Here is a 20275-nt window from a genome sequence, read left to right as displayed (position 1 = left end):
GGGCAAAGCCCATAAAAAAACAAACGGTGCAGCTCGTAAGTAGAATAAATTAAAAGCTGCGCTCCTCACGTGAGCAAGCTTGTTTACAATATATATTAAAACGTTACCAATTTTGCATTTCGACTATGCGTGATTGCGTGCGCGCATATTCAAAGCTCAACTTTTTACCTTTGTACAAATGTTCAATGTCGGTTTGCGCATTTATTACCAGCAATTTATGGCAATCGTAAAACTCATCTACTAAGGCAATGAAGCGCCGTGCTTCGTCGTCAAATGTGTGCTCATCAAGCGTTTGTTTTTCGCGTTGGTAGCTATCTTCTATACCGTGAACAATAACTTTACCCGTTGCTTTAGCCCCCATTTGCGGCACGTTCGATACATATAACACATCAAATTTGGTTGCTAAAAACATATAATCGTTAGCACTGCGTGGGCCTGAACATAGCGCCATAAAATCAATCATCAAGGCATTATCGGCTCTTAATAAATAAGGTAAATCGCGCCCATGCACACTAACTGTATTGCTGCATGTTACAGCCGGATACGAAGCTAAAAACTTACTTTCAAAATCGTGATTTGATAAATTAATAAAATAGTGACGACTGTTTTTACCATATCTAAAGCGGTGATCGTCCTCCCCTGCCACGTTAATTATATGACAGTGACTATTAATTAAATCAATCGTAGGTAAAAATCGCGCGCGTTGCAAACCGTTGTAATACAGTTGCTCGGGTTTTGCGTTAGAGGTTGCGACTAGTACCACGCCTTGTTCAAACAAAGCGTTAAATAACCGAGCCATAATCATGGCATCACCAATATCACTAACAAAAAACTCATCAAAGCACAGTACCTTTATCTCTTTGGCCCACTGTTTAGCTATTATTTGTAGCGGATTTTTATCCCCTTGTAACTTGGCTAGTTGAGCATGAACTTTTTCGATAAAATGATGAAAATGCAGGCGCTGCTTTTTCTCTGTAGGTAAGTTTTCATAAAATAAATCCATCAACATAGATTTACCCCGACCAACCGGGCCATATAAATATATTCCCTTAATTAAAGGTGCTTTTTGCCACCAACTTGCAGGCTGATTTAATTGCTCACTTAAAGACTGTAACGCACTCACTGCTAGGTGCTGCGCCGCATCGAAATCAAGCTCTCCTGATGAAACCTTGCTATGGTACAGGCTTAAAATTTCTGTGCTGGGCTCTGTCATGGTATTTCACTATCCGCTATACTCGCGGCCATTGTAGCCGACTAAAAATGTGAACAACATGAAATTTCCTTGCCGTTTAGATAAATTTATTAGCCATTTAGCAGAGATACCACGCTCAAAAGCCCGCGCAGCAATAAAAAGCCAAGTGGCTTGCGTTAATGGCGAGGTGATCACGGCATTTGACTTTCAAGTTACTCAACAAGATGACGTGCTGTTTTATGACGAGCCATTAGTTTTTTTAGGTAAACGCTACTTTATGCTCAATAAGCCGGTAGGTTATGTGTGCGCTAATTCGGATGAGTTACACAAAACCGTATTTGATTTGCTTGATGAGCCAAACATGGCCGACTTTCACATTGCCGGGCGTTTAGACATAGACACCACTGGCCTAGTGCTTATTACTAATGATGGCGACTGGTCACACAAAATTACCTCGCCGAAAAAGAATAAGTTTAAAACCTACCTAGTCGAAACCCAAGAACCGATTACTGACGATGCACTTAAACAACTACGCGACGGTGTGCAGTTACACAATGAAAAAGATTTAACTCGCCCTGCTATTGCTGAACGCTTGGGCAGTTACGGTTTACGCTTGTCTATTTCTGAGGGGAAGTATCACCAAGTAAAACGTATGCTAGCAGCGGTAGATAACAAAGTGGTTGAACTACATCGTGAACAAATTGCGGGTATAAAGTTAGGTGAAGATTTGGCTGCAGGTGAATACCGCCCACTAACCGCCGCAGAGATAAAACTGTAAGGCTGTTTAGGTGTTAGGAAATGGCTTCGGGCCACGAGGTTCGGGCTGTTCATCTGCTGCTCTAGGCTCGCTGCTCGTTGCCTTTAATAATCTTGCTTAATATCTGTCTGAAATCTGGCGTTTAACACCTGATCTTACGATTTAATTTGTACTAAATCAAAGTCTGTCATTCCGGGTACAATCGCTTGCAGACGAGACTCAGTAATATCTAAAGAGTTTAAGCATTCACAATATTCAGAGGCTTTAAGTTCTAATTGATGGGCTTTTTTCTGCAACGACTTATCGATTTCTTTAGTGATGATATCCATGCGTTGCCCCATGTCGTTCATGCGGTCTTCTATATTGCCTTCTCGAGATTTAAACGCATCCCCGAGCGACATTAAAATAGCGCCTAAAGATCCATGTACTGCAGAGTGTATTTTTTGGCTAATTTCTTTAGTAAAAAAATCATCAATTTGGGAAAGCGATTGAGGGGCTATAAAAAAGAAGTCGTTGCCACGCTTAAACTTATCCATAAGTGCACGCTCTACATATTGTAATTGCGTTTTTAGCACTTCGGGTTCTTTATCTGACATGCCCTCAACAACATGCTCAATAGCACTAAGCCCAAGGTTTACGCCATCAGTCGCTAAATCGACCAGCTCTGGCACCGTTTGACGAATACCATTGCTAAATTGTTCTAGCACTTTACTTTCGTCGGTACTTAAATCGACCCAGTAGCCTCGAATAAACAGTTGATTATTATTGTTAATTTGCACCCTGGTTTGGCCTTTATCAACAATACGGATCACATCATCGGTAATAATTAAACCATGACGAAGTTCAACATCACATTGTTTTTGTGCGATTGCATTGCAGCTTAAAAGTGCCATTGATAACGCCAATATCGAACGAGATAAAAACGCCATAAACACCTCAAAAAGACTAAAATAGGGGGTGGCTAGATTAACAAAAAACCAACTTTATGCAAGCAAAAGTAACACCCTAAAAACAAGGCACCATGAAACGTAACGTTTACACAGCGCCTTTATCCTCTGGCTTGTACTATTAAATAGGTGAGCCTGGTGGTATAGGTAACGCTTTAAAGTTATCAGGCCACTGGCCTGTTGTTAAAAACTGATTAATTTGCGCCGCTAAATAGTCTTTAAATGCGCTGTCACCTACTTCAGGATGGCTCAGTAAAGAGTGTTGATTAAACTCATCAGCAAGCTTGCTTAAATAGAAATGTAGTTGCGCTTGCACTTCAGGGCTTAAACCGTCGTTAGCCACAAGATCAGCCATGGTTTTTGCCGTTAGGTACTGTACTCGTTGCGTTACTTTTCCTGTCATGGTGGCAGGCGCTGATACGTTAAACACCTGCTTATTTAACTGTTTAAGTAACTCATCTAGGCTATAAAAACGGTTATCACGTGCTTGTTGCTGCGCTAATCGGTTTAATCGTTGAGCATTTAGTAATAGCGATAAACTATGCTGCACGGCGACTTCAGGCAATGCAAGTGCATCCATGGTTAAGCCGGTACGCCCCACTATACTTTCTCGTGATTTAGACTCGCCATACGCTTTAGGTACGATTAAGGAAAGTATCGACTCTGGAAGCGTTAAGTTGCTTGCTTTTAGGGTCGCTAAAATGGCATTAACCGCTTGTTGTTGAGCCTCTTTAGTTACAACTTGGGCGCCTTTAACGGGTGCATCACTACGTATCTCATAGTCATAATCAACGCCCGCGATAAGCTTAGCAACCGCTTCAACTTGATAACGGTGGAACAAATAAAGCGGTACTAGCTTTTCTTCCAATTGCGATAGCGCAACCCCAGTTTTTATATTATTAATACCAAACTGCCCAAGCGCCTGCTTTCGCACATCAAGCACTCTAAGTAATTCTTCACTTGGATTACTACCGTTATCCCAAAGGTGCGCTGTAGGGTGCGCCCCACCTTTGGCACGGGCATCACTGTCAGAAATAAATGCCAAACCTTGCGCTTTATTTTGCTGTAAAATAGCAGCGAGTGCTGCGCTTTCATCTTGTCCGGTAAAGTCGCTGTAGCCATATTTGATCACTTGCTTATCCCATGCGCCCATACCTTTAGCATAACCATCAGATACATCTAACTGACCATTATCAGCAAAACTTAACAACGGATGCGGATAGTCCATCACCGAAGCACGATTATTTACTGACGCAGCAAAGTTGTGCGCAATACCCAGTGTATGACCAATTTCGTGAGCACTGAGTTGACGAATACGATCAAGTGCCATTGCATGTAAAGTGCTTGCCACTTCATTGCCTTTTAAATAAGGCGCCGCCAGTGATTCAGCAATTAAAATATCTTGGCGTACTCGTAGCGATCCTAGTGTCACATGGCCTTTAATAATTTCACCTGTACGTGGGTCTATAATTGAACTGCCATAAGACCAACCACGAGTTGCGCGATGCACCCATTGAATAACGTTGTAGCGTACATCCATAGGATCAGCATTATCTGGTAGCACTTTAACTTTAAAGGCATTTTTATAGCCTGCAGCATTAAAAGCGTCATTCCACCATTGCCCGCCATCTAATAAAGCCGTTTTTACTGGTTCAGGTACCCCAGGATCTAAGTAATAAACAATAGGCTCTACTGGCTCACTAACTGCTAGGCTTGGATCTTTTTTTGCTAAACGATGGCGCGGAATGTAACGCACATACATAGACTCATCGAGCCCTGCTGCATAATTTTTATGCTCCACACTCCAATAACCCGATTGCGGGCTAAATTTACGAGGTGTGTAATTATCATCAGGCAATTGAATAAGTGAATGGTGCATATGCACACTCAAAGCGTAAGGGTCAGCACTCACTTGGCGCACATATTCACCTGGTTTAGACCCTTTAAAGGTGAGAATGGCTTCAAGTTCAGTATTTTTTACAAATGCTTTTGAGCGATTCATAAATACCGCACTGCGTGACTCATCAAGGCTAAACTGCCCTTGCTTGCGCGCAGCTAAAGTTCGGCTTACGCCATGTACATCGCTTAGTAAATAGGGGGTGTAATCAATTAATGCAGCATTCTCATCTTGCGCGACAACTTTAAAACCCGCCAAAATACTGGATGCAAACGCTTCGTTAACGCTTTGCTGCTCTGCTATATTACTCGTGTTAGCACGGTAGTAAGTATTTACAGCGCGCAACATCACCTTATTGCCAAAGCGCTCAAACTGTACTAAATAAGTACCGCCTAATTGGCCTCTATCTAAACCTATGTCGTTAGACCCAACGCCATAAGGTAAGCTGTGTTGTAATAAAAATTGTTGTTCAAGTTTATCGACCTTTAAATACACATTGCCGTTTTGGGTATCGTAAAAGAAAGAAAAATAACCAGGGAAATGGTTCATTTTTTCAGTAAATTCGTCAATAGACTTAATTGCTGCGTGCGCTTGGGTTATCATACAGAGCAGCACAGTAAAGAGTATGTAACTTAATCGTGATATTTTTTGCATAATCTTATCTTTGTTATTAGCGTTTTAAATGCGATGTAGGTACCCCATTATAAGGGGGGTATTTATACAATACAGTTATTTAAGACGAATTTCAGCGCTCTAAACTAATCTCTCTCACATTATGATTAGTTTTAACACGTTATCAGGAAAAAAGAATGCGTAGACTCCCACCAGTATTACTAGAAGATGGCTGTTCAAGAGAACTTTTGTCGTTAATTCGTACTATTTTAGCGGCATGTAAAGAAATTTCATTTCGCGTCGGTCAAGGTGAATTATCGGGCGTATTAGGCTCAACCCTCGATGAAAACATTCAAGGCGAAACACAAAAGAAACTCGATGTACTGTCTAATCAGTTATTAAAAGATATATTGCTGGAGTCAGGCACAGTTAAAGCGATTGCCTCTGAAGAAGAAGATTATACCGTTGCCGGTAACCCAGATGCTGAGTACATTGTTGCATTTGACCCACTTGATGGCTCGTCAAACACCGATATTAACTCGCTAGTAGGTACTATTTTTTCTATTATGAAAGCGCCTGTGGGCTCAGATGCGGCTGATGAAAAGATTTTTATGCAGCCTGGGCATCAACAAGTGGCTGCAGGTTATGTACTGTATGGCCCATCAACTATGCTTGCGCTAACAACGGGTAAAGGTACACGCATGTTTACCTTAGATAAAACCCAAGGTAGCTTTTTACTTACCCAAGATTTTGCCGCTATTCCTGCTAAAACCAATGAATTTGCAATTAACGCCTCTAACCAGCGCCACTGGGAACCGGCAATGCAAAACTACATTAACGACTTACTTGCCGGAGATACAGGCCCTCGCGCTCAAAACTTCAATATGCGCTGGATTGCTGCAATGGTTGGCGATGTACACCGTGTACTTAGCCGTGGTGGTTTATTTACTTACCCAACTGATACTAAAGACCCTAATAAGCCTAATAAGCTGCGTTTACTTTATGAAGCAAACCCAATGGCAATGCTAGTAGAGCAAGCCGGGGGTATTGCTTCAACAGGTACTGAGCGTATTATGGATATTCAGCCTGATGCTATCCATCAGCGTGTTGCGGTTATTTTAGGCTCTAAAGACGAAGTAGAAACTTGCTTGAGCTATCATAAGTAAACTTTAAGAACAGGTTTTAGGTTTCAGGTGTCAGCTAGAGATTAGCCCAGCGGTGGTTACTAACATCTGAAAACTGTTGCTTAAAACCTTTAATATTTTCTGATAACCACCTGCTACTGTTATAATAGTTTTAACAACTGTGCGAGCTTTTGATGAGTCAATTCGCCCATTTGCTCGCTGTTGCTCAGCGCGTAAATAACGCCTTCATGCTCGGCGCAATTTATGTCATCTCGCGACTCAATGACATTTGCCCACAGCTGTAAATCGTCAATATCAATTTCTTTATTAAAACAACGCGTAAGTACATTAATTAGTACAGGCTTTGTGAGTGTATACAGGTAGGTTTGATTGTTTGCTGCGGTTGAAACAATCACACTAATGGCGTTATCTCTTTGCTCCCCAAATGTAATAAATTCAGCCAATGCTTTTTGTATATTCATAATGTTTGTTATTCTTGCTGCTCTACTGTTAATAAGACCTAAAATGACCCAGATAAACTGCAACCAATGTAATACAACACTTAACTGTAATGTTAATGATATAACCGCATGTTGGTGTTATCAGTTACCTGCTATTTTACCACTCGATGATACAGCAACCAGCTGCTTATGCCGATCATGTACTCTTGCTAAAATTAATTACTATATAGAAACCATATATACTCAGCCAATAAAAGCTCAAATCGCTTTTGCTAAACAATTTAGAAGCCATGATAATTTAATTGAAGGGTTAGATTACACCATGCAGAATAATTACATGGTGTTTAGTAAGTGGTATTTTTTAAAACGGGGTACTTGCTGCAAAAACGGGTGTAAAAATTGTCCCTATAATTAAATTAGTCACCCACAGCAATAGGCAGTGAGCTATCAGCGCCCCACTCACTCCACGAGCCGTCGTAAACACTTAAATTATTATATCCGCATTCATCAGCGAACAATGCAAGCGCACAGGCAGTAACACCTGAACCACAGCTAAATTGCAGCTGTTTTGCATTCCCGACTAATTTATTAAACTGTGCCTGTATAAAGTCGAGTGATTTTGCCTCGCCATTTTCTAATAAGCTAGTTAAAGGTAGCGAATAGCTATTAATAATATGGCCGCTGCGCATACCCGCTCTTGGCTCTTTATTTTTACCGGTAAAACGCTCATAAGCACGCGCATCTAAAATGACCGTATTGGTATCCTTAGTAGCACTTAGCACCTGTTTTTTATCAATAAAGTAACCAGGCTGGTATTGAGCAATAAAGTCACCTTTTAGTGATGCTTGTGTATAGCTTGACTCAACCGGAAGCTCTAGTTCAAGCCACTTGGCTAAACCACCACTGAGCACTTTTACGTTATTAAATCCCATGGCTTTAAACATCCACCAGGCTCTAGCTGCACTGAATAACCCCGCATCTTCATAAATCACCACCAATGAGTCGTGATTCACGCCCGCTTTTTGCATCACCTGAGTAAATTGCTCTGCACTACACAAGGTATTGGGTAATGGGTTTGAAGTATCTGCGAGTTCTTTTTTGATATCAAACCGTTGTGCTTTAGGTAGCATAGCAACGGGCGAATATTCCCCTGTAGCTGAGGGGCGTAGCATACCTGCATCAAAAATAACTAAGTTAGTTTGCTCTAAACGCGCATGTAACCATTGTGCGCTCACCATGTTTTTCATTTTTTCTCGCTCCAATAAAGTTTATACTCGTATTTTAATTTTTAACTTATTGCATAATAAAATTCTTCGTATAAAAAATATCTTAAATTTATAATAAATTGTTTAGGTTTTATTATTCTCATAATTGTAATAGGTTCATTTAGCCAAAATTCATTAAATAATAAGTGATTATTCATGCCCAAACATTATTTGTTCTATGTTGAACAGCCCTATAGTTTTGCTATTTTACGGCCATTACAGGAGGTAATAAGAGCAAGAGGAGATATAGTTTACTGGTATATCAGACAAGAGGACATTGCAAAGCAGAACCTTTTGAAAGATGAATTGCAGTTATTAAGTGTTGAAGAGGTAAAAGCATTTAATCCAAGAGCCGTCTTTGTACCTGGTAATATTGTTCCTGACTTTTTTCCTGGCATAAAAGTACAAGTTTTTCATGGCTTAGAATACAAAAAGAAGGGCCACTTTAGTATCCGTGGTTTTTTTGATCTTTATTGTACACATGGCCCATTAACGACGATTCCATTTAATAAATTAGCCAAACAGCACAAACACTTTAAGGTTGTGGAAACAGGCTGGCCAAAGCTCGATCCTTATTTTAATTACCAGCAACCTCAAAATAAAACGCCAGTTATTTTATATGCCCCTACCTTTTCACCTAAATTAACCTCTTTGCATGCACTTTATTCTCAAATAAAAGCGCTCATTGAAAGCAATAAATACATTATAAAATTAAAGTTTCATCCAAAAACAGACAAAGTATTGCAACAAATGTATCAACAGCTTACTAAATATGAAAATTTCGAGATAGCAAATAAAGACAATTTAATTCCATTAATACAAGAAGCTGATATCGTGATATCAGATACATCAAGCGCAGTAGATGAATCATTAATTTTAGGTAAAACAGTAATTACATATAATAACCAGCAGCCACAAGCTGCATTATTAAATATTACAGCTCCTGAGCTTCTATCTGAAACGCTTGAAAAAGCATTATATAAAAACCCCAATCATCAACAAAAAATAAAAGACTACATTGAACAGGTGCACCCTTTCAAAGATGGTAACAGTTCTCTGCGTATCTTATCGGCAACTGAGGATGTAATTAAAGAAGGTGTAAAGACAAAACCACTTAATTTATTACGTAAGTATAAAATACGTAAATCATTAAATTATATGAAGTTTAAGTAAAAAAGTGTGAGAAGCTAAAAATAGCGCCAAAAATACTTGTATTAACCTTTGAGCCGTTGAGGTGATTCTTATTAAAATAATGCCATATGAAATATGGCATTATTTTTAAATATTACTGTTTGATGGGGTTACGAACAACTTCGATAATTTCAGTGGTTGATATAGAAGGTGTACGTGCTAAATATTGAACATCACATAATCTTTTATATTCATCAAATTTACCTAACCAATCATCCCCCATCACCAATAGGTCAGCCTGATACTGTTTTATATATTCTCCTTTGAGCTCTAGAGAATGTTCTATAAACACCTCATCGACACAACGTAAAGAACTAATGATTTTTATCCGCTCAGCTTCACTGTAAATAGGTGCTCGACCCTTTTTCTGTAAGTTGAGCTCATCAGATGAGATTCCTACAATTAAATAGTCGCCCAGCTCTTTTGCTCGCTCTAAAATATTGATATGGCCTACATGGAAAATGTCAAAGGTACCAAATGTTATAACTCGCTTCATTAATAACTCTCTAAATAATTTACTATTCGCTTAGCACATAAACCATCAACCTTGCCTGCAAGTTGCTCAATAAGCTTCTTACGATGGTTTTTAAATTCGTTCGTCTCGGTTGAACATGATTTTATTGCGGAGGCTAATTGATTGTATTGTTTTGCTTGGTGGCAAATCTGATGAAAATAGTTAATATCATCATCTAGACGCGCCTTGAAACGATAAGAAAATAAACCTCTATAGCTCCATCTTAGTTTATAAAAGTCACACCAAACTACTGGCTTGTCTAATGCTGCAAACTCAAAAATTGCCGATGATGCATCTGATAACATTATATCCGCTATAGCTAAAAAAGGTATCAAGTTAAACTCACTCTCACTGGCTACATAAACATTATCATATTTTTGCCAATGCATTATTTTTCGCTTTTGTTTTCTATAGCGTGATTTAGCAAGACTAAAAAAGTGTGGTTTTATAATTATATTGTAATCTGTGAAATGATTAGGAAAATCATTACTCATACATTCAATAGAGCTAGGATAGAATGTTGGTGCATACAACAATGTAGGTTTATTTTTATCTAACCCTAAGGTACTGATGTCAATTTTTTTGATCGTTTTATTTATTATGGGATCTAACTTTGCGTAGCCTGTATCAACAAAGTTACCATCTGGATATAACGTTTCTAAACGTTTCAATCGATGTTCACCTTCGACAAAACGAACGGTAGTTGTTGTATTTGATACATCATAGTAGCAACTTTTTGGGCCTATACCATGTTGCATCAATATACTTTTTTTGTTTAACATTTCAACATCTAAAAATGCATTGCCAAACACAACCCAATCGCAAGCCAAACTATTGTAAAATGTTAGCGCTTGCTCTTTATTATCTAACCACATTGAGTTTATAGCATTCTCAGCAATAAAATTTTTACAAATTGTAATAAACTGGGCATCTTGTGACTTATAAAATATCAATGAACATTGATGACCTTTTATTGATAGCTCTTCAATTACAGGTAAATACTGAGGTAAATAGTAGACATGTTGAACATCAAAACATATAAGCATCAAAAATACACAATTAAATAATAATGCTGCTTATTGTACATAAGTGGATACAACTATTGAACTCAAACAAAAAAGAACCTTAAAATTTACATTTTAATTACATTAATTCTCAAAGGCGCTAACTCATTAAGTACTTTATTCTGAACTGTATGTGGAATATTTTGCTCATTCATTGCGTTTATTAATAAATCGACAACGTGGTTAAAGTCTTTTTCGTTAATGTTCATACCTGTATGAATAGCAACCATAGAGTCACCTTTATATTCACAAGGGCCCTGAACCAGCGAACATAAGTGGCTAATAAATCCTTGTCGAAAATGGCTAATATTACTGTGTTCAAAGTAATGAAACACTTGTTTATCATTGCCTATTTGTGTAATAAAACTGTCAGTTAACTTTTCAAGCCCAGCTCGCTCGCCAAGCTGCTGATACAAAGAAGTGTTAGGTTGTGTTGTACACCCTGAAAGTAAGCTTAAACAACAAAAAGTAAATACACTCAGTTTCATTACCAATACCCCGTAACCGATAAATACCAGCCGGTTTGGTTATCAACACCAGCAATCCGGCCTAAGTCTAAATAGGCCGCCGTTACACTGACATGTTTATTAGGCATCCAAGCTATAAATAAATCACGCCAATCTTGTTCGCCTAACCCCAAGTTATTGGCTTTTTGTCGATATTCAACACCAATGGCAAGTTCACGACTTACAAACACCGCACTACTTGCTTCTAGTAAAATATGGCTACCTTCATTGGCCCCGCCATATCCTAAAAGCCCTAACTGATTGGCTTTACTGTAGCGGGTGGTCACATTCCAAAACCAGTTGTACCCAGCAAGTGCGCCCAAATGTAATTTACTGGCTGCTAGGTACACATCTGTACCACTGGTTTTTTTTGCACCAACCAAATTTGCAACTGTGCCATCATCCAGTGACTTATGCTGCACCCCCATGCTTAGTTGTGGCCATTTACTGTAAACTACATCACCATACAAACGAATTTTTGCACCAGAAATTGACTGCTCTATTTCTGTATTGAGCGCAGGCACGTCAAACTGCTGCACGGCATAACTCAGTTCAACACGATTAAATAGGTTAAGCTGCACACCACAGGCATCTAGGCGGTAATCTGTTACATCAGCACGACTACAAAAGCCATTAACAGCCCATTCGTCTTCACTGGCATAACCTGCCAATTGTGCCCAAGGAACTAATCCGCCCCCTGCACTGCCTTCAATTTGAGACACCCCAGGTGTTGCTAATAATTTCCCCGTAGCAGCCATACTTAACGTACTACAAAATGAGAGTGCCAAGGCGAATAATAACTTAATGTGCACGCTGATATTCCTCTAACCATTGTTCTAGTTGCTGCGCTTTTAAAGGGCGACTTAAATAGTAACCTTGCGCATGATCGCATTGCATTTCGTGAAGCATTGATAAAGACTCAGCGGTTTCCACCCCTTCAGCCACAACAGAAAACCCCAATTGGTGACCCAATGTGATTGAGGAGCGCACTATGTATTGATCTTTTTGTGATTCGTGCAGAGTTAAAATAAAGCATTTATCTAACTTAAGCTCATCAATAGGTAACATTTTTAATCGCCCCAATGATGTTTGCCCGACACCGTAATCGTCTAATGATATTTTAACACCGATAGTTTTTAAGTTCTTTAACGCTTTGATACCTTGAGCTTCATTTTCGATCATATCGCGCTCCGTCAACTCAATAGTGACAGAGCTTGGGTTTACATGATATTTCTTTAAGGTTGCGACCAACAAATTATGAAACCCCGCATGCGCAATATCTTGGGCTGACACATTAATGGCTGCCTGTAAGTGAATCCCTTTTTTATCCCAATCGGCTATTTGCGCAATAACTGTATCGACAACCCAGGCAGTTAGTTCCACAACTAATCCTGACTGCTCAGCTAAATCAATGAACACTTCAGGCGAAACCCAGCTCCCATCATCACGTTGCCAACGAATAAGTGACTCAACCTTATCAATTTTCTGACTTTTAATATTCAACTTAGGCTGATAAGTCATAAACAGTTGCCCGTTATCATCATCAATCGCTTGTTTGAGCTCATCAAGCATTATTAAACGGTCTAAGTGCGCCTCATCTTCACCATCTTGGTAGTAATATAAGCTTTGTTGGCTTGTTGTAGCCGCATCAACAGCAATGAGTACACGCCGCATTAAATCGTCCGCTTTAACGCCTTGTCCAGGGTACTGCACAATCCCAGCGTTAAAACGCAAACTTATTTTTAAGCTTTTAATCTGATAAGGTGCCTGTAATTGCTCAATCAAATCGGCTACAGCACATTTTACTTGGTCAGCCTCCACACTGGGGTAAACCGTTAAAAACTCATCGCCGCCAATTCGTGCATCAAATCCACCAAGCTCATCAGAAAATTGACGAATACGGTTTGCCACCGCAATTAAACACTCATCTCCTACTTGCGGACCAAGCTTGTCGTTTATGTGTCTTAAGCCTTTTATATCAATAGCAACAAGCGTGTAGCGTTTATCTTTAGTGAGCTGCTTTGCTAATAAATCTAACATAGCTGAACGGTTATAAAACCCTGTTAAAGTATCGTGATGTGCTTGAAAACTGATTTGCTGCTCACGCTTATTAATATCATTACCCATGTTATTAAAGGCGCTGACTAGCGTTGCTATTTCGCTGCTTTGTTTTTTACCTTCAAATTTAAAACGGTAGTCACCTTTAGCAAATTGCCTTGCAATAACCGCTAACTGTGTAAGTCCGGTGGTTAAGTTATTGGCTAGCAAACTACTGGTGATCACACCAAATAACATGGTGAATACGGCCAATGTAACTAGCGTCAGCAATAGCTGCTCAATATCTCGATAACTTGAAGTTAAATCAGCACTAAGTAGTAAGGTAACCGGATGCGATTGCAAAGAGGGTAAAGCTATTTGTTGATTTTCATAGGCCAAGTACTCAGCAAAAAAACGAGCTGTAGTTTTAGTCTCAAAGTATTCTATGGGTTGAAAGTTTTTAGGTTGAGGTACCAACGAGCTTGCTGCAAAATCATCTAACTGCGCAACAAAACTAACTTCCATTCCGGTTAAACTTTTCAGCTCAGTAGCAACAGCCGACGTGATTTTAAAGCCGACCAAACTGTAAGCAATGGTTCTGGGAGTTTTAACGGGCAATAAAATCACTTGGTACAGCTGCTTATTTAACACGACAAAGCTCGATTGCTCAGAATTATTTAATAATTCATCCATTAAGGGTTGTAGGTTATCGGCAAAATTTTGTGCATTCACATTAGCAGACACTAACCGCCCTGATAAATCGAGCAACAGCATTAAATCGGCATTGATCCGTTGACTGTGGTTGTATAACACACTGCTAATAGTGGCGGCATCACGAGTTGCAACCGCTTGCTTAAAACCAAAATCAGCGGTTAACACCTTTGCAGCGGTTAATAACAAGCTCTCTTTTGATTTTAAATATTGTTTATAAACGCTTTGCGCAACCGTTATATTTTGTTGCACTTTTTCTGCCTGAAATTTACTGGTAGACCACCAAAAGCTCAGTAAACTAACCAAGGTAGTGAGTAATACCAAGCCAACGCAAAGCGTTGTAATACGACTGCGTAAATTATTGGCCATTGCCTTTCCTAAATTGACTACCAAAGGTATTACGTGGCGCAGGGGTAGATGTATTTATAGTTATTGATAACGGGCTGGTTGATTCTATATTAAACTGTTTTTTATTATCCAAGGGAGCAGTTTGCAGTGAATGCCAAACACTGGCTTGCACAGGAAAAGTGTCTACTTGCAGCTTTATCTGGCCTTGCTCGTTACTGGTATACACATGACGACTGTTAGCAACATATATATAGCCCACCATGGAGTCATGAATATTGCAGCCTAGAACAACAACACCTTGATTATCAAACTTAATAGGTTCTTCTGGCTGGCCAGAATAGAGCTTTAATTGAAAAGGTTTAGCTTTTGAAAAAGAATACACATGGTGGCGAATATTATCGCTATTTGGAAAGTTAACGTACTGACCTTGCTGCACAATAAGCAACTCTGGAGAAAACTGTTTATCAACTTGATCCACTACCGCTGTAGGTAAATTACCCGGAGTTTTTGAAGAAGGTAAATGATTTATTTCTACGACAGCATTAGGCAATACTTGGTCATGCTGATCTTTAATAACCAAATTAATGGTATTACCAAAAGCCGATACATTAAACACTACACCCAGTACTAATATATAACGACGTTTTGCAATAACTTGCCATGCTCGCTCTAACATAACCACACCCAAAAATTCACCATAGGTTAAGTTAATTAAAGACGAGCACTAATTGCAAGAATTATAGCTCAGTTATTTAAAATAAATACTTTTTCATTAGTTAAAATGAGCTTTGCTATATCTGTCTACTTACTACGTTATTTAACGATTAAACCGTAATCAGCATCTAAAATTGCAATCACTTCTTGGCGTGGATCATTGGGTATAACGATCTCTTTACCGATAATTTTGCTAGCAATACCCACATAAGTGTCAGACACTTCAAGCATTACTGACTCAGGTAAAATATAATCTTTTGCTAACTGCTCACGCTCAGCCATACGGTCTTTATTTAATAACACATCACTCTCTGGCACATTATTAATTAACAGCTGACGGAAGCCTTCCTTTGAGTTTTCAACAATTTTGCCATTCTTATATGATGCTTCATCCCAAATACGCGATGAATCGGGTGTCCCTACTTCATCAATATAAATAAGTTGCTGAGCACCATTTAAATCTTCTACGTAACCAAATTCAAATTTAGTATCAACGAAAATCTGGCCAAGCTTAGCTAACTCATTACTAATTAGCTCGAACCCTTCTACCAATAATTTTTCGTATTTGGTGACATCGTCAGCCGATTTAAAATTAAAGACATCTAAGTTGTTTGTAATATTTTCACGCGTGATATTTACATCATCAACGGCAGGAATATCAGCAACCCCTTTTATAATACCCTTGGTAGAGGGAGTTATAAGTACTTGCTCAAGCTTTTGATTCGCTTTTAAGCCTTCTGGAAGTTGCAAACCACAAAAGTGTCTTTCGCCTTTGGCGTAATCGCGCCACATACTGCCGGTAATATACTGACGAGCAATCGCTTCAACTTTAACTGTACTGGCTTTACGAACAATCCATACGTATGGATGAGGAATATCAACAATATGATTACCCGCCAAACCGGCTTCATTAAACATGTTAAACCAATGAGCAGCCACTGAGTTTAATGCAATGCCTTTACCCGGCACGCCATTTAGGCCATTTTCACCTTGCCATATGCAATCAAAAGCAGAAATTCTGTCTGAAATAACCATAATGGCTAATTCAGTATCGGCAGGAACGTTATAGCCTTTTTCATTTATTAAGCGTTTACTATCTGCATCGGTTAACCAATAAACTGAACGCACTTTGCCACTGTGTACTTTACCTTTGGTACGAATGGGTAAGTCATCGTTTACGTCTAAAACTTTATAGCTAGTCATGCTATCTCCGGGGTTTGGCATGCTCAAAGAGCAAAGTATGGAATTGGGGTTAGGCGCTCTATAATAATCTAGGCAACCACAAAGCTCAATCTTAGGCTAAAAACAAATCATCTTAGAATATTTATCTAGCTGGCGCATTGGGGTAAACTTGAATGATTACTTGCCCTAAGGAGCTAGCTTGAACTATTTAACTGCCACTAAGAATAAGAAATATTTAATGTATATTTCTCAAAATTATTCCTACGCTATTTTAAGACCTTTGCAAGCAGAAATATTAGCTCAAGGAGGGGAAGTTAAATGGTTTTTAGAGGGTGATGAAGTAGACCCTAAGTTTTTAAAATCAACTGAACATAGCCTTGATTCAGTCAAAAGTATAAAAGATTGGGAACCAGATGCTGTTTTCATACCAGGCAATACTATTCCAAGCTTTATTCCAGGAAAAAAAATAGCTGTATTTCATGGTTTTAATTCTGGAAAACTAAATAGAAAAGGTAAAGAAGACCATTTCAATATTAGGGGTTGTTTTGATTTATATTGTACACAAGGACCTAATACGACTTTAAGGTTTCAAGAGCTTGCTAAAAAGCATGGCTTTTTCCAAGTTTCAGAAACTGGCTGGCCCACACTAGATCCTCTGTTTAATGACCATGCAAGTAATCCTTATTTAGGTAAAGGCTCTCGCCCAACGGTATTGATTTGCTCTACATTTTCAAAACGTTTATCTCTTGCACCTAAACTTTATGAACAAATAAAACACTTTAGTGAAAGCGGTAAATGGCGACTATTAGTTCAGTTTCATCCGAAAATGCCGCAAGATTGGGTTGATAAATACAAAGCATTAAGTAATGACAATCTAACCTTTGTTGAAACAGACAATGTTATTCCTTTATTACAATCTGCTGATGTAATGCTGTGCGATACTTCATCCATATTACTGATGTTTTTGGTACAACGAAAACCGGTTGTAACGTTTTGCAATAAAGCGCCTGAAAAACACTTACTTGATATTACTGATAAAAATAACGTTGAAGCTGCAATAGACTATGCACTAACCTACCCAAAAGAGCTTATAGATAATATTGAAGCTTTTTGCCAAGAGTTACACCCATACACAGATGGTAAGTCAAGCCAACGAGTACTTTGCGCAACCAATGAACTGTTGCATAGTGATGAAAAGCTCAAAGCTAAACCGCTTAATCTTCTTAGACAATTTAAAATGCGCAAAAGACTTAACTATTGGAGTTGGTAAGCCGTTATGATCAACCTTGAGAATGTCTCTTTCAAATGGCAAAAAAGCGCAGTCACCCCGACTCTCGCTATTAAGCAGCTTACGATTAATGCCGGGGAACATGTTTTTTTACATGGTCCAAGCGGCAGTGGTAAATCTACCTTACTGGCGTTACTGGCAGGCATTAATGTAACCACTAGCGGCCAACTTTGTGTTTTAAACCAAAACCTAAGTGCGCTCACCAACGCACAGCGCGATGCATTTAGAGCTGATCATATTGGCTATATTTTCCAAAACTTTAATTTACTACCTTATTTAACCCCATTAGAAAACGTGTGTTTAGGGTGCCAATTTTCAAAAAAACGTCAGCAACACGTGCTCAGCCAAGCTGATAATTTAGTAAGTGAGGCAGCCCGATTACTCAATGCACTGGGGTTAGAGCCGCACTTTCATAATCAAAATGTTGCCACTTTAAGTATTGGGCAACAACAGCGAGTTGCTGCAGCGCGGGCATTTATAGGCAGCCCTGAACTTATCATTGCCGATGAGCCCACTTCGGCGCTTGATACACAAAATCGTGAAAGCTTTATCAAGCTGCTATTTGAACAAGCCAAAAAAAGTAACAGCACCCTTGTTTTTGTTAGCCACGATGAAACATTAAAACCACTCTTTAGCCGCACAATCGACTTAGTTAATTTACAAGGTGGTGTATGATTTTATTTAAACTCGCCTATAAAAGTTTGCTCAATAGACGTGCCAGTGTATTACTCACATTGCTCACTATTGCGATTAGCGTCATGTTATTACTCAGTATTGAGCGCGTTCGCGTAGATGCTAAAAGTAGTTTTAGTAATACCATTTCGGGTACCGATTTAATTGTTGGCGCACGTACTGGCGATATTCAATTACTCCTCTCCTCGGTGTTTAGAATTGGCCATACCAACAATGGGGTGAGTTGGCAAAGCTATCAATACATAACAAAACAGCGCGGGGTTAAGTGGAGCATTCCTATCAGCCTTGGAGATAGCCACAAAGGCCAAGCAGTCTTAGGCACCACACTCGATTATTTTAAGCACTATCGATTTGCTAAAAAACAGCCCTTAGCATTTGAACAAGGACAGGCTTTTTCTAGCATCAATGAAGTTGTTATAGGTAGTGAGGTTGCAAATAAACTGGCCTATAAAATTGGTGATGAAATTGTGATTTCTCATGGCATGGGCAATACTAGCTTTCATCATCATGATGATAACCCTTTTAAAGTGGTTGGTATTTTAAAGCCTACCGGTACCCCGGTTGATAAAACCTTGCATGTGCCACTGGCGGCAATTGAGCTGATCCATGGTGGCGGCCATCATGATCATGACGATCATCATGATCACTCGAGCCATGCATTAATTGGGCACCCAAAACAAATTACCGCCTTTTTAATGGGCTTCGACTCACCGCTTTATACGCTACAAATTAGGCGCAACATTAACCAATATAAACAAGAGCCTCTATTAGCGATTATGCCCACAGTCACTTTAAAAGAGCTTTGGGAAATGCTGGCAATAATAGAAAAAATACTGCTGTTATTTTCATTTGTGGTGGTCATTATTAGCTTGCTCGGTATGTTAACCACATTACTTGCTAACCTTAATCAACGCCGCAGAGAACTGGCAATACTGCGTTCTGTGGGTGCCCGCCCTTGGCAATTATTTTCGCTGATCAGTATGGAGTCACTACTCACCACCTTTTTAGGTTGCTTAGTAGGTTGCACTCTATTTTATGCGCTTATGGGTAGGACCGCGGGTTACTTACAGAGCCAAGCTGGAGTGAGTATTAATATCAGCATGCTCTCTGACTATGAACTCACTTTGATTGGCGTTATTATGGCTGCGGGATTTATTATTGGCTTGATCCCCGCTACACGCGCTTACTTTTATTCTCTCAGTGATGGTATGAGTATAAAAATATAAACTTTAGGATGATCATGACGTTGTTTAAAGTAACTACACACTCTTTAATGCTATTAAGCGCAGTGCTAATTAGCTTTGCTAGCATTGCAAATCCACCCAAGGAAATTTTTTGGGAAGACCTCATACCCGAGGGCCATGTACAAATAGATACTCAAGCGCAAGCTAATCACGAAGGCAGTGAACAAAACTGGGTGCAACCTGATTTAGACGCGCCAGTTGTTAAAGCACTTGATGGGCAATCTGTTAGCTTACCTGGTTTTGTTGTACCTCTTGAAGGCGATAGCGAACTTATTACCGAGTTTTTATTAGTCCCTTACTTTGGTGCCTGTATTCATGTGCCCCCGCCGCCGCCAAATCAGCTGGTTCATGTGACCATTAAAGGCGGTGTCCCTATCGATAGCTTATACGATGCGATTGTTGTAACGGGTATTATTAAAACGCAAACTTGGTCTGGCGAAGTAGCCCAAGTAGGTTACACAATGCAAGCTGTCGGTGTTGCTCCTTTTGAGCTTTAATTCTTAAAATAAAAAAACCGCGTAAAAATGA

Annotated in this window: 20 protein-coding genes; 8 read left to right on the top strand and 12 right to left on the bottom strand. The window is 39.3% G+C overall.

Features of this window, described 5'->3' with window-relative positions:
* Positions 1-103 precede the first annotated feature (103 nt).
* Positions 104-1213 carry a cell division protein ZapE gene (zapE, locus tag BG00_RS05840; RefSeq protein WP_036981159.1) on the bottom strand — a complete coding sequence of 370 codons (1110 nt, stop codon included), beginning with the start codon at positions 1211-1213 and terminating at the stop codon, positions 104-106.
* 58 nt (positions 1214-1271) lie between these two features.
* Between zapE and rsuA the strand changes: the two genes are divergently transcribed.
* Positions 1272-1970: a 16S rRNA pseudouridine(516) synthase RsuA gene (gene rsuA / locus BG00_RS05835; RefSeq protein ID WP_036981158.1), complete on the top strand. Its 699-nt coding sequence runs from the start codon at positions 1272-1274 to the stop codon at positions 1968-1970.
* Positions 1971-2104: 134 nt separating this feature from the next.
* On the opposite strand, the gene BG00_RS05830 is transcribed toward rsuA, so the two are convergent.
* Positions 2105-2878 (bottom strand): YggN family protein, encoded by a 774-nt coding sequence (locus BG00_RS05830; RefSeq protein WP_036981157.1) that lies wholly within the window; start codon positions 2876-2878, stop codon positions 2105-2107.
* Between the two features lie 139 nt (positions 2879-3017).
* Positions 3018-5447, bottom strand: a complete 2430-nt coding sequence (locus BG00_RS05825) for a zinc-dependent metalloprotease (RefSeq protein WP_036981156.1) — start codon at positions 5445-5447, stop codon at positions 3018-3020.
* Between the two features lie 155 nt (positions 5448-5602).
* On the opposite strand from BG00_RS05825, the gene BG00_RS05820 reads away from it, so the two are divergent.
* Entirely contained in the window at positions 5603-6571 is a 969-nt protein-coding gene (locus tag BG00_RS05820; protein WP_008115459.1) for a class 1 fructose-bisphosphatase, read from the top strand.
* 119 nt (positions 6572-6690) lie between these two features.
* On the opposite strand, the gene BG00_RS05815 is transcribed toward BG00_RS05820, so the two are convergent.
* Positions 6691-7011: a hypothetical protein gene (locus BG00_RS05815; protein ID WP_036981155.1), complete on the bottom strand. Its 321-nt coding sequence runs from the start codon at positions 7009-7011 to the stop codon at positions 6691-6693.
* Between the two features lie 43 nt (positions 7012-7054).
* On the opposite strand from BG00_RS05815, the gene BG00_RS05810 reads away from it, so the two are divergent.
* Positions 7055-7405, top strand: coding sequence for a DUF5522 domain-containing protein (locus tag BG00_RS05810; RefSeq protein ID WP_036983365.1), 351 nt, complete (start codon positions 7055-7057; stop codon positions 7403-7405).
* A 1-nt stretch (position 7406) separates the two neighbouring features.
* On the opposite strand, the gene BG00_RS05805 is transcribed toward BG00_RS05810, so the two are convergent.
* Positions 7407-8237, bottom strand: coding sequence for a sulfurtransferase (locus BG00_RS05805; protein ID WP_036981154.1), 831 nt, complete (start codon positions 8235-8237; stop codon positions 7407-7409).
* 174 nt (positions 8238-8411) lie between these two features.
* On the opposite strand from BG00_RS05805, the gene BG00_RS05800 reads away from it, so the two are divergent.
* Positions 8412-9428: a CDP-glycerol--glycerophosphate glycerophosphotransferase gene (locus tag BG00_RS05800; protein WP_036981153.1), complete on the top strand. Its 1017-nt coding sequence runs from the start codon at positions 8412-8414 to the stop codon at positions 9426-9428.
* Positions 9429-9540: 112 nt separating this feature from the next.
* Here the strand turns inward: BG00_RS05800 and BG00_RS05795 are convergent, their stop codons facing one another.
* The 7 genes from BG00_RS05795 to BG00_RS05765 form a co-directional block, all read right to left on the bottom strand.
* The gene (locus BG00_RS05795) at positions 9541-9942 is read right to left on the bottom strand and encodes an FAD synthase family protein (protein ID WP_036981152.1); all 402 of its coding nucleotides are present in this window, start codon (positions 9940-9942) and stop codon (positions 9541-9543) included.
* Positions 9942-11006 carry a CDP-glycerol glycerophosphotransferase family protein gene (locus BG00_RS05790; protein ID WP_036981151.1) on the bottom strand — a complete coding sequence of 355 codons (1065 nt, stop codon included), beginning with the start codon at positions 11004-11006 and terminating at the stop codon, positions 9942-9944. Before BG00_RS05790 ends, BG00_RS05795 begins: the two co-directional genes overlap by 1 nt.
* A gap of 86 nt (positions 11007-11092) precedes the next feature.
* Positions 11093-11512, bottom strand: coding sequence for a group I truncated hemoglobin (locus BG00_RS05785; RefSeq protein ID WP_036981149.1), 420 nt, complete (start codon positions 11510-11512; stop codon positions 11093-11095).
* Complete coding sequence (locus tag BG00_RS05780; protein ID WP_036981147.1) at positions 11512-12342, bottom strand: DUF3034 family protein; 831 nt, start codon at positions 12340-12342, stop codon at positions 11512-11514. The genes BG00_RS05785 and BG00_RS05780 overlap by 1 nt, the downstream gene beginning before the upstream one ends.
* On the bottom strand, positions 12332-14647 hold the full coding sequence (locus tag BG00_RS05775) for a bifunctional diguanylate cyclase/phosphodiesterase (protein ID WP_036981146.1): 2316 nt from the start codon (positions 14645-14647) through the stop codon (positions 12332-12334). Before BG00_RS05775 ends, BG00_RS05780 begins: the two co-directional genes overlap by 11 nt.
* The gene (locus BG00_RS05770; RefSeq protein WP_036983364.1) at positions 14637-15302 is read right to left on the bottom strand and encodes a methylamine utilization protein; all 666 of its coding nucleotides are present in this window, start codon (positions 15300-15302) and stop codon (positions 14637-14639) included. Before BG00_RS05770 ends, BG00_RS05775 begins: the two co-directional genes overlap by 11 nt.
* 137 nt (positions 15303-15439) lie before the next feature.
* A complete protein-coding gene (locus BG00_RS05765; protein ID WP_036981145.1) occupies positions 15440-16543 on the bottom strand; it encodes a phosphoribosylaminoimidazolesuccinocarboxamide synthase in 1104 nt (367 codons plus the stop codon).
* Positions 16544-16760: 217 nt separating this feature from the next.
* On the opposite strand from BG00_RS05765, the gene BG00_RS05760 reads away from it, so the two are divergent.
* From BG00_RS05760 to BG00_RS05745, 4 genes are read left to right on the top strand one after another with little or no spacing between them, the layout of a single operon-like run.
* Positions 16761-17792, top strand: coding sequence for a CDP-glycerol--glycerophosphate glycerophosphotransferase (locus tag BG00_RS05760; protein ID WP_036981144.1), 1032 nt, complete (start codon positions 16761-16763; stop codon positions 17790-17792).
* 6 nt (positions 17793-17798) lie between these two features.
* On the top strand, positions 17799-18485 hold the full coding sequence (locus tag BG00_RS05755; protein ID WP_036981142.1) for an ABC transporter ATP-binding protein: 687 nt from the start codon (positions 17799-17801) through the stop codon (positions 18483-18485).
* A complete protein-coding gene (locus BG00_RS05750) occupies positions 18482-19729 on the top strand; it encodes an ABC transporter permease (protein ID WP_036981140.1) in 1248 nt (415 codons plus the stop codon). Before BG00_RS05755 ends, BG00_RS05750 begins: the two co-directional genes overlap by 4 nt.
* Positions 19730-19743: 14 nt before the next feature.
* On the top strand, positions 19744-20244 hold the full coding sequence (locus BG00_RS05745) for a DUF3299 domain-containing protein (RefSeq protein ID WP_036981138.1): 501 nt from the start codon (positions 19744-19746) through the stop codon (positions 20242-20244).
* Positions 20245-20275: the final 31 nt, after the last annotated feature.

Source organism: Pseudoalteromonas sp. SCSIO_11900, assembly GCF_000576475.1.
GTDB classification, from domain to species: domain Bacteria; phylum Pseudomonadota; class Gammaproteobacteria; order Enterobacterales; family Alteromonadaceae; genus Pseudoalteromonas; species Pseudoalteromonas tetraodonis.
This window is presented reverse-complemented; position numbering and strand designations above follow the sequence as displayed.

Coding starts and splice junctions, on each gene's coding strand:
- zapE (WP_036981159.1), bottom strand. CDS start 1,213: ATGACAGAGCCCAGCACAGAAATTTTAAGCCTGTACCATAGCAAGGTT.
- BG00_RS05750 (WP_036981140.1), top strand. CDS start 18,482: ATGATTTTATTTAAACTCGCCTATAAAAGTTTGCTCAATAGACGTGCC.
- rsuA (WP_036981158.1), top strand. CDS start 1,272: ATGAAATTTCCTTGCCGTTTAGATAAATTTATTAGCCATTTAGCAGAG.
- BG00_RS05775 (WP_036981146.1), bottom strand. CDS start 14,647: ATGGCCAATAATTTACGCAGTCGTATTACAACGCTTTGCGTTGGCTTG.
- BG00_RS05795 (WP_036981152.1), bottom strand. CDS start 9,942: ATGAAGCGAGTTATAACATTTGGTACCTTTGACATTTTCCATGTAGGC.
- BG00_RS05760 (WP_036981144.1), top strand. CDS start 16,761: ATGTATATTTCTCAAAATTATTCCTACGCTATTTTAAGACCTTTGCAA.
- BG00_RS05770 (WP_036983364.1), bottom strand. CDS start 15,302: ATGTTAGAGCGAGCATGGCAAGTTATTGCAAAACGTCGTTATATATTA.
- BG00_RS05805 (WP_036981154.1), bottom strand. CDS start 8,237: ATGAAAAACATGGTGAGCGCACAATGGTTACATGCGCGTTTAGAGCAA.
- BG00_RS05820 (WP_008115459.1), top strand. CDS start 5,603: ATGCGTAGACTCCCACCAGTATTACTAGAAGATGGCTGTTCAAGAGAA.
- BG00_RS05785 (WP_036981149.1), bottom strand. CDS start 11,512: ATGAAACTGAGTGTATTTACTTTTTGTTGTTTAAGCTTACTTTCAGGG.
- BG00_RS05800 (WP_036981153.1), top strand. CDS start 8,412: ATGCCCAAACATTATTTGTTCTATGTTGAACAGCCCTATAGTTTTGCT.
- BG00_RS05765 (WP_036981145.1), bottom strand. CDS start 16,543: ATGACTAGCTATAAAGTTTTAGACGTAAACGATGACTTACCCATTCGT.
- BG00_RS05815 (WP_036981155.1), bottom strand. CDS start 7,011: ATGAATATACAAAAAGCATTGGCTGAATTTATTACATTTGGGGAGCAA.
- BG00_RS05745 (WP_036981138.1), top strand. CDS start 19,744: ATGACGTTGTTTAAAGTAACTACACACTCTTTAATGCTATTAAGCGCA.
- BG00_RS05755 (WP_036981142.1), top strand. CDS start 17,799: ATGATCAACCTTGAGAATGTCTCTTTCAAATGGCAAAAAAGCGCAGTC.
- BG00_RS05825 (WP_036981156.1), bottom strand. CDS start 5,447: ATGCAAAAAATATCACGATTAAGTTACATACTCTTTACTGTGCTGCTC.
- BG00_RS05810 (WP_036983365.1), top strand. CDS start 7,055: ATGACCCAGATAAACTGCAACCAATGTAATACAACACTTAACTGTAAT.
- BG00_RS05830 (WP_036981157.1), bottom strand. CDS start 2,878: ATGGCGTTTTTATCTCGTTCGATATTGGCGTTATCAATGGCACTTTTA.
- BG00_RS05790 (WP_036981151.1), bottom strand. CDS start 11,006: ATGCTTATATGTTTTGATGTTCAACATGTCTACTATTTACCTCAGTAT.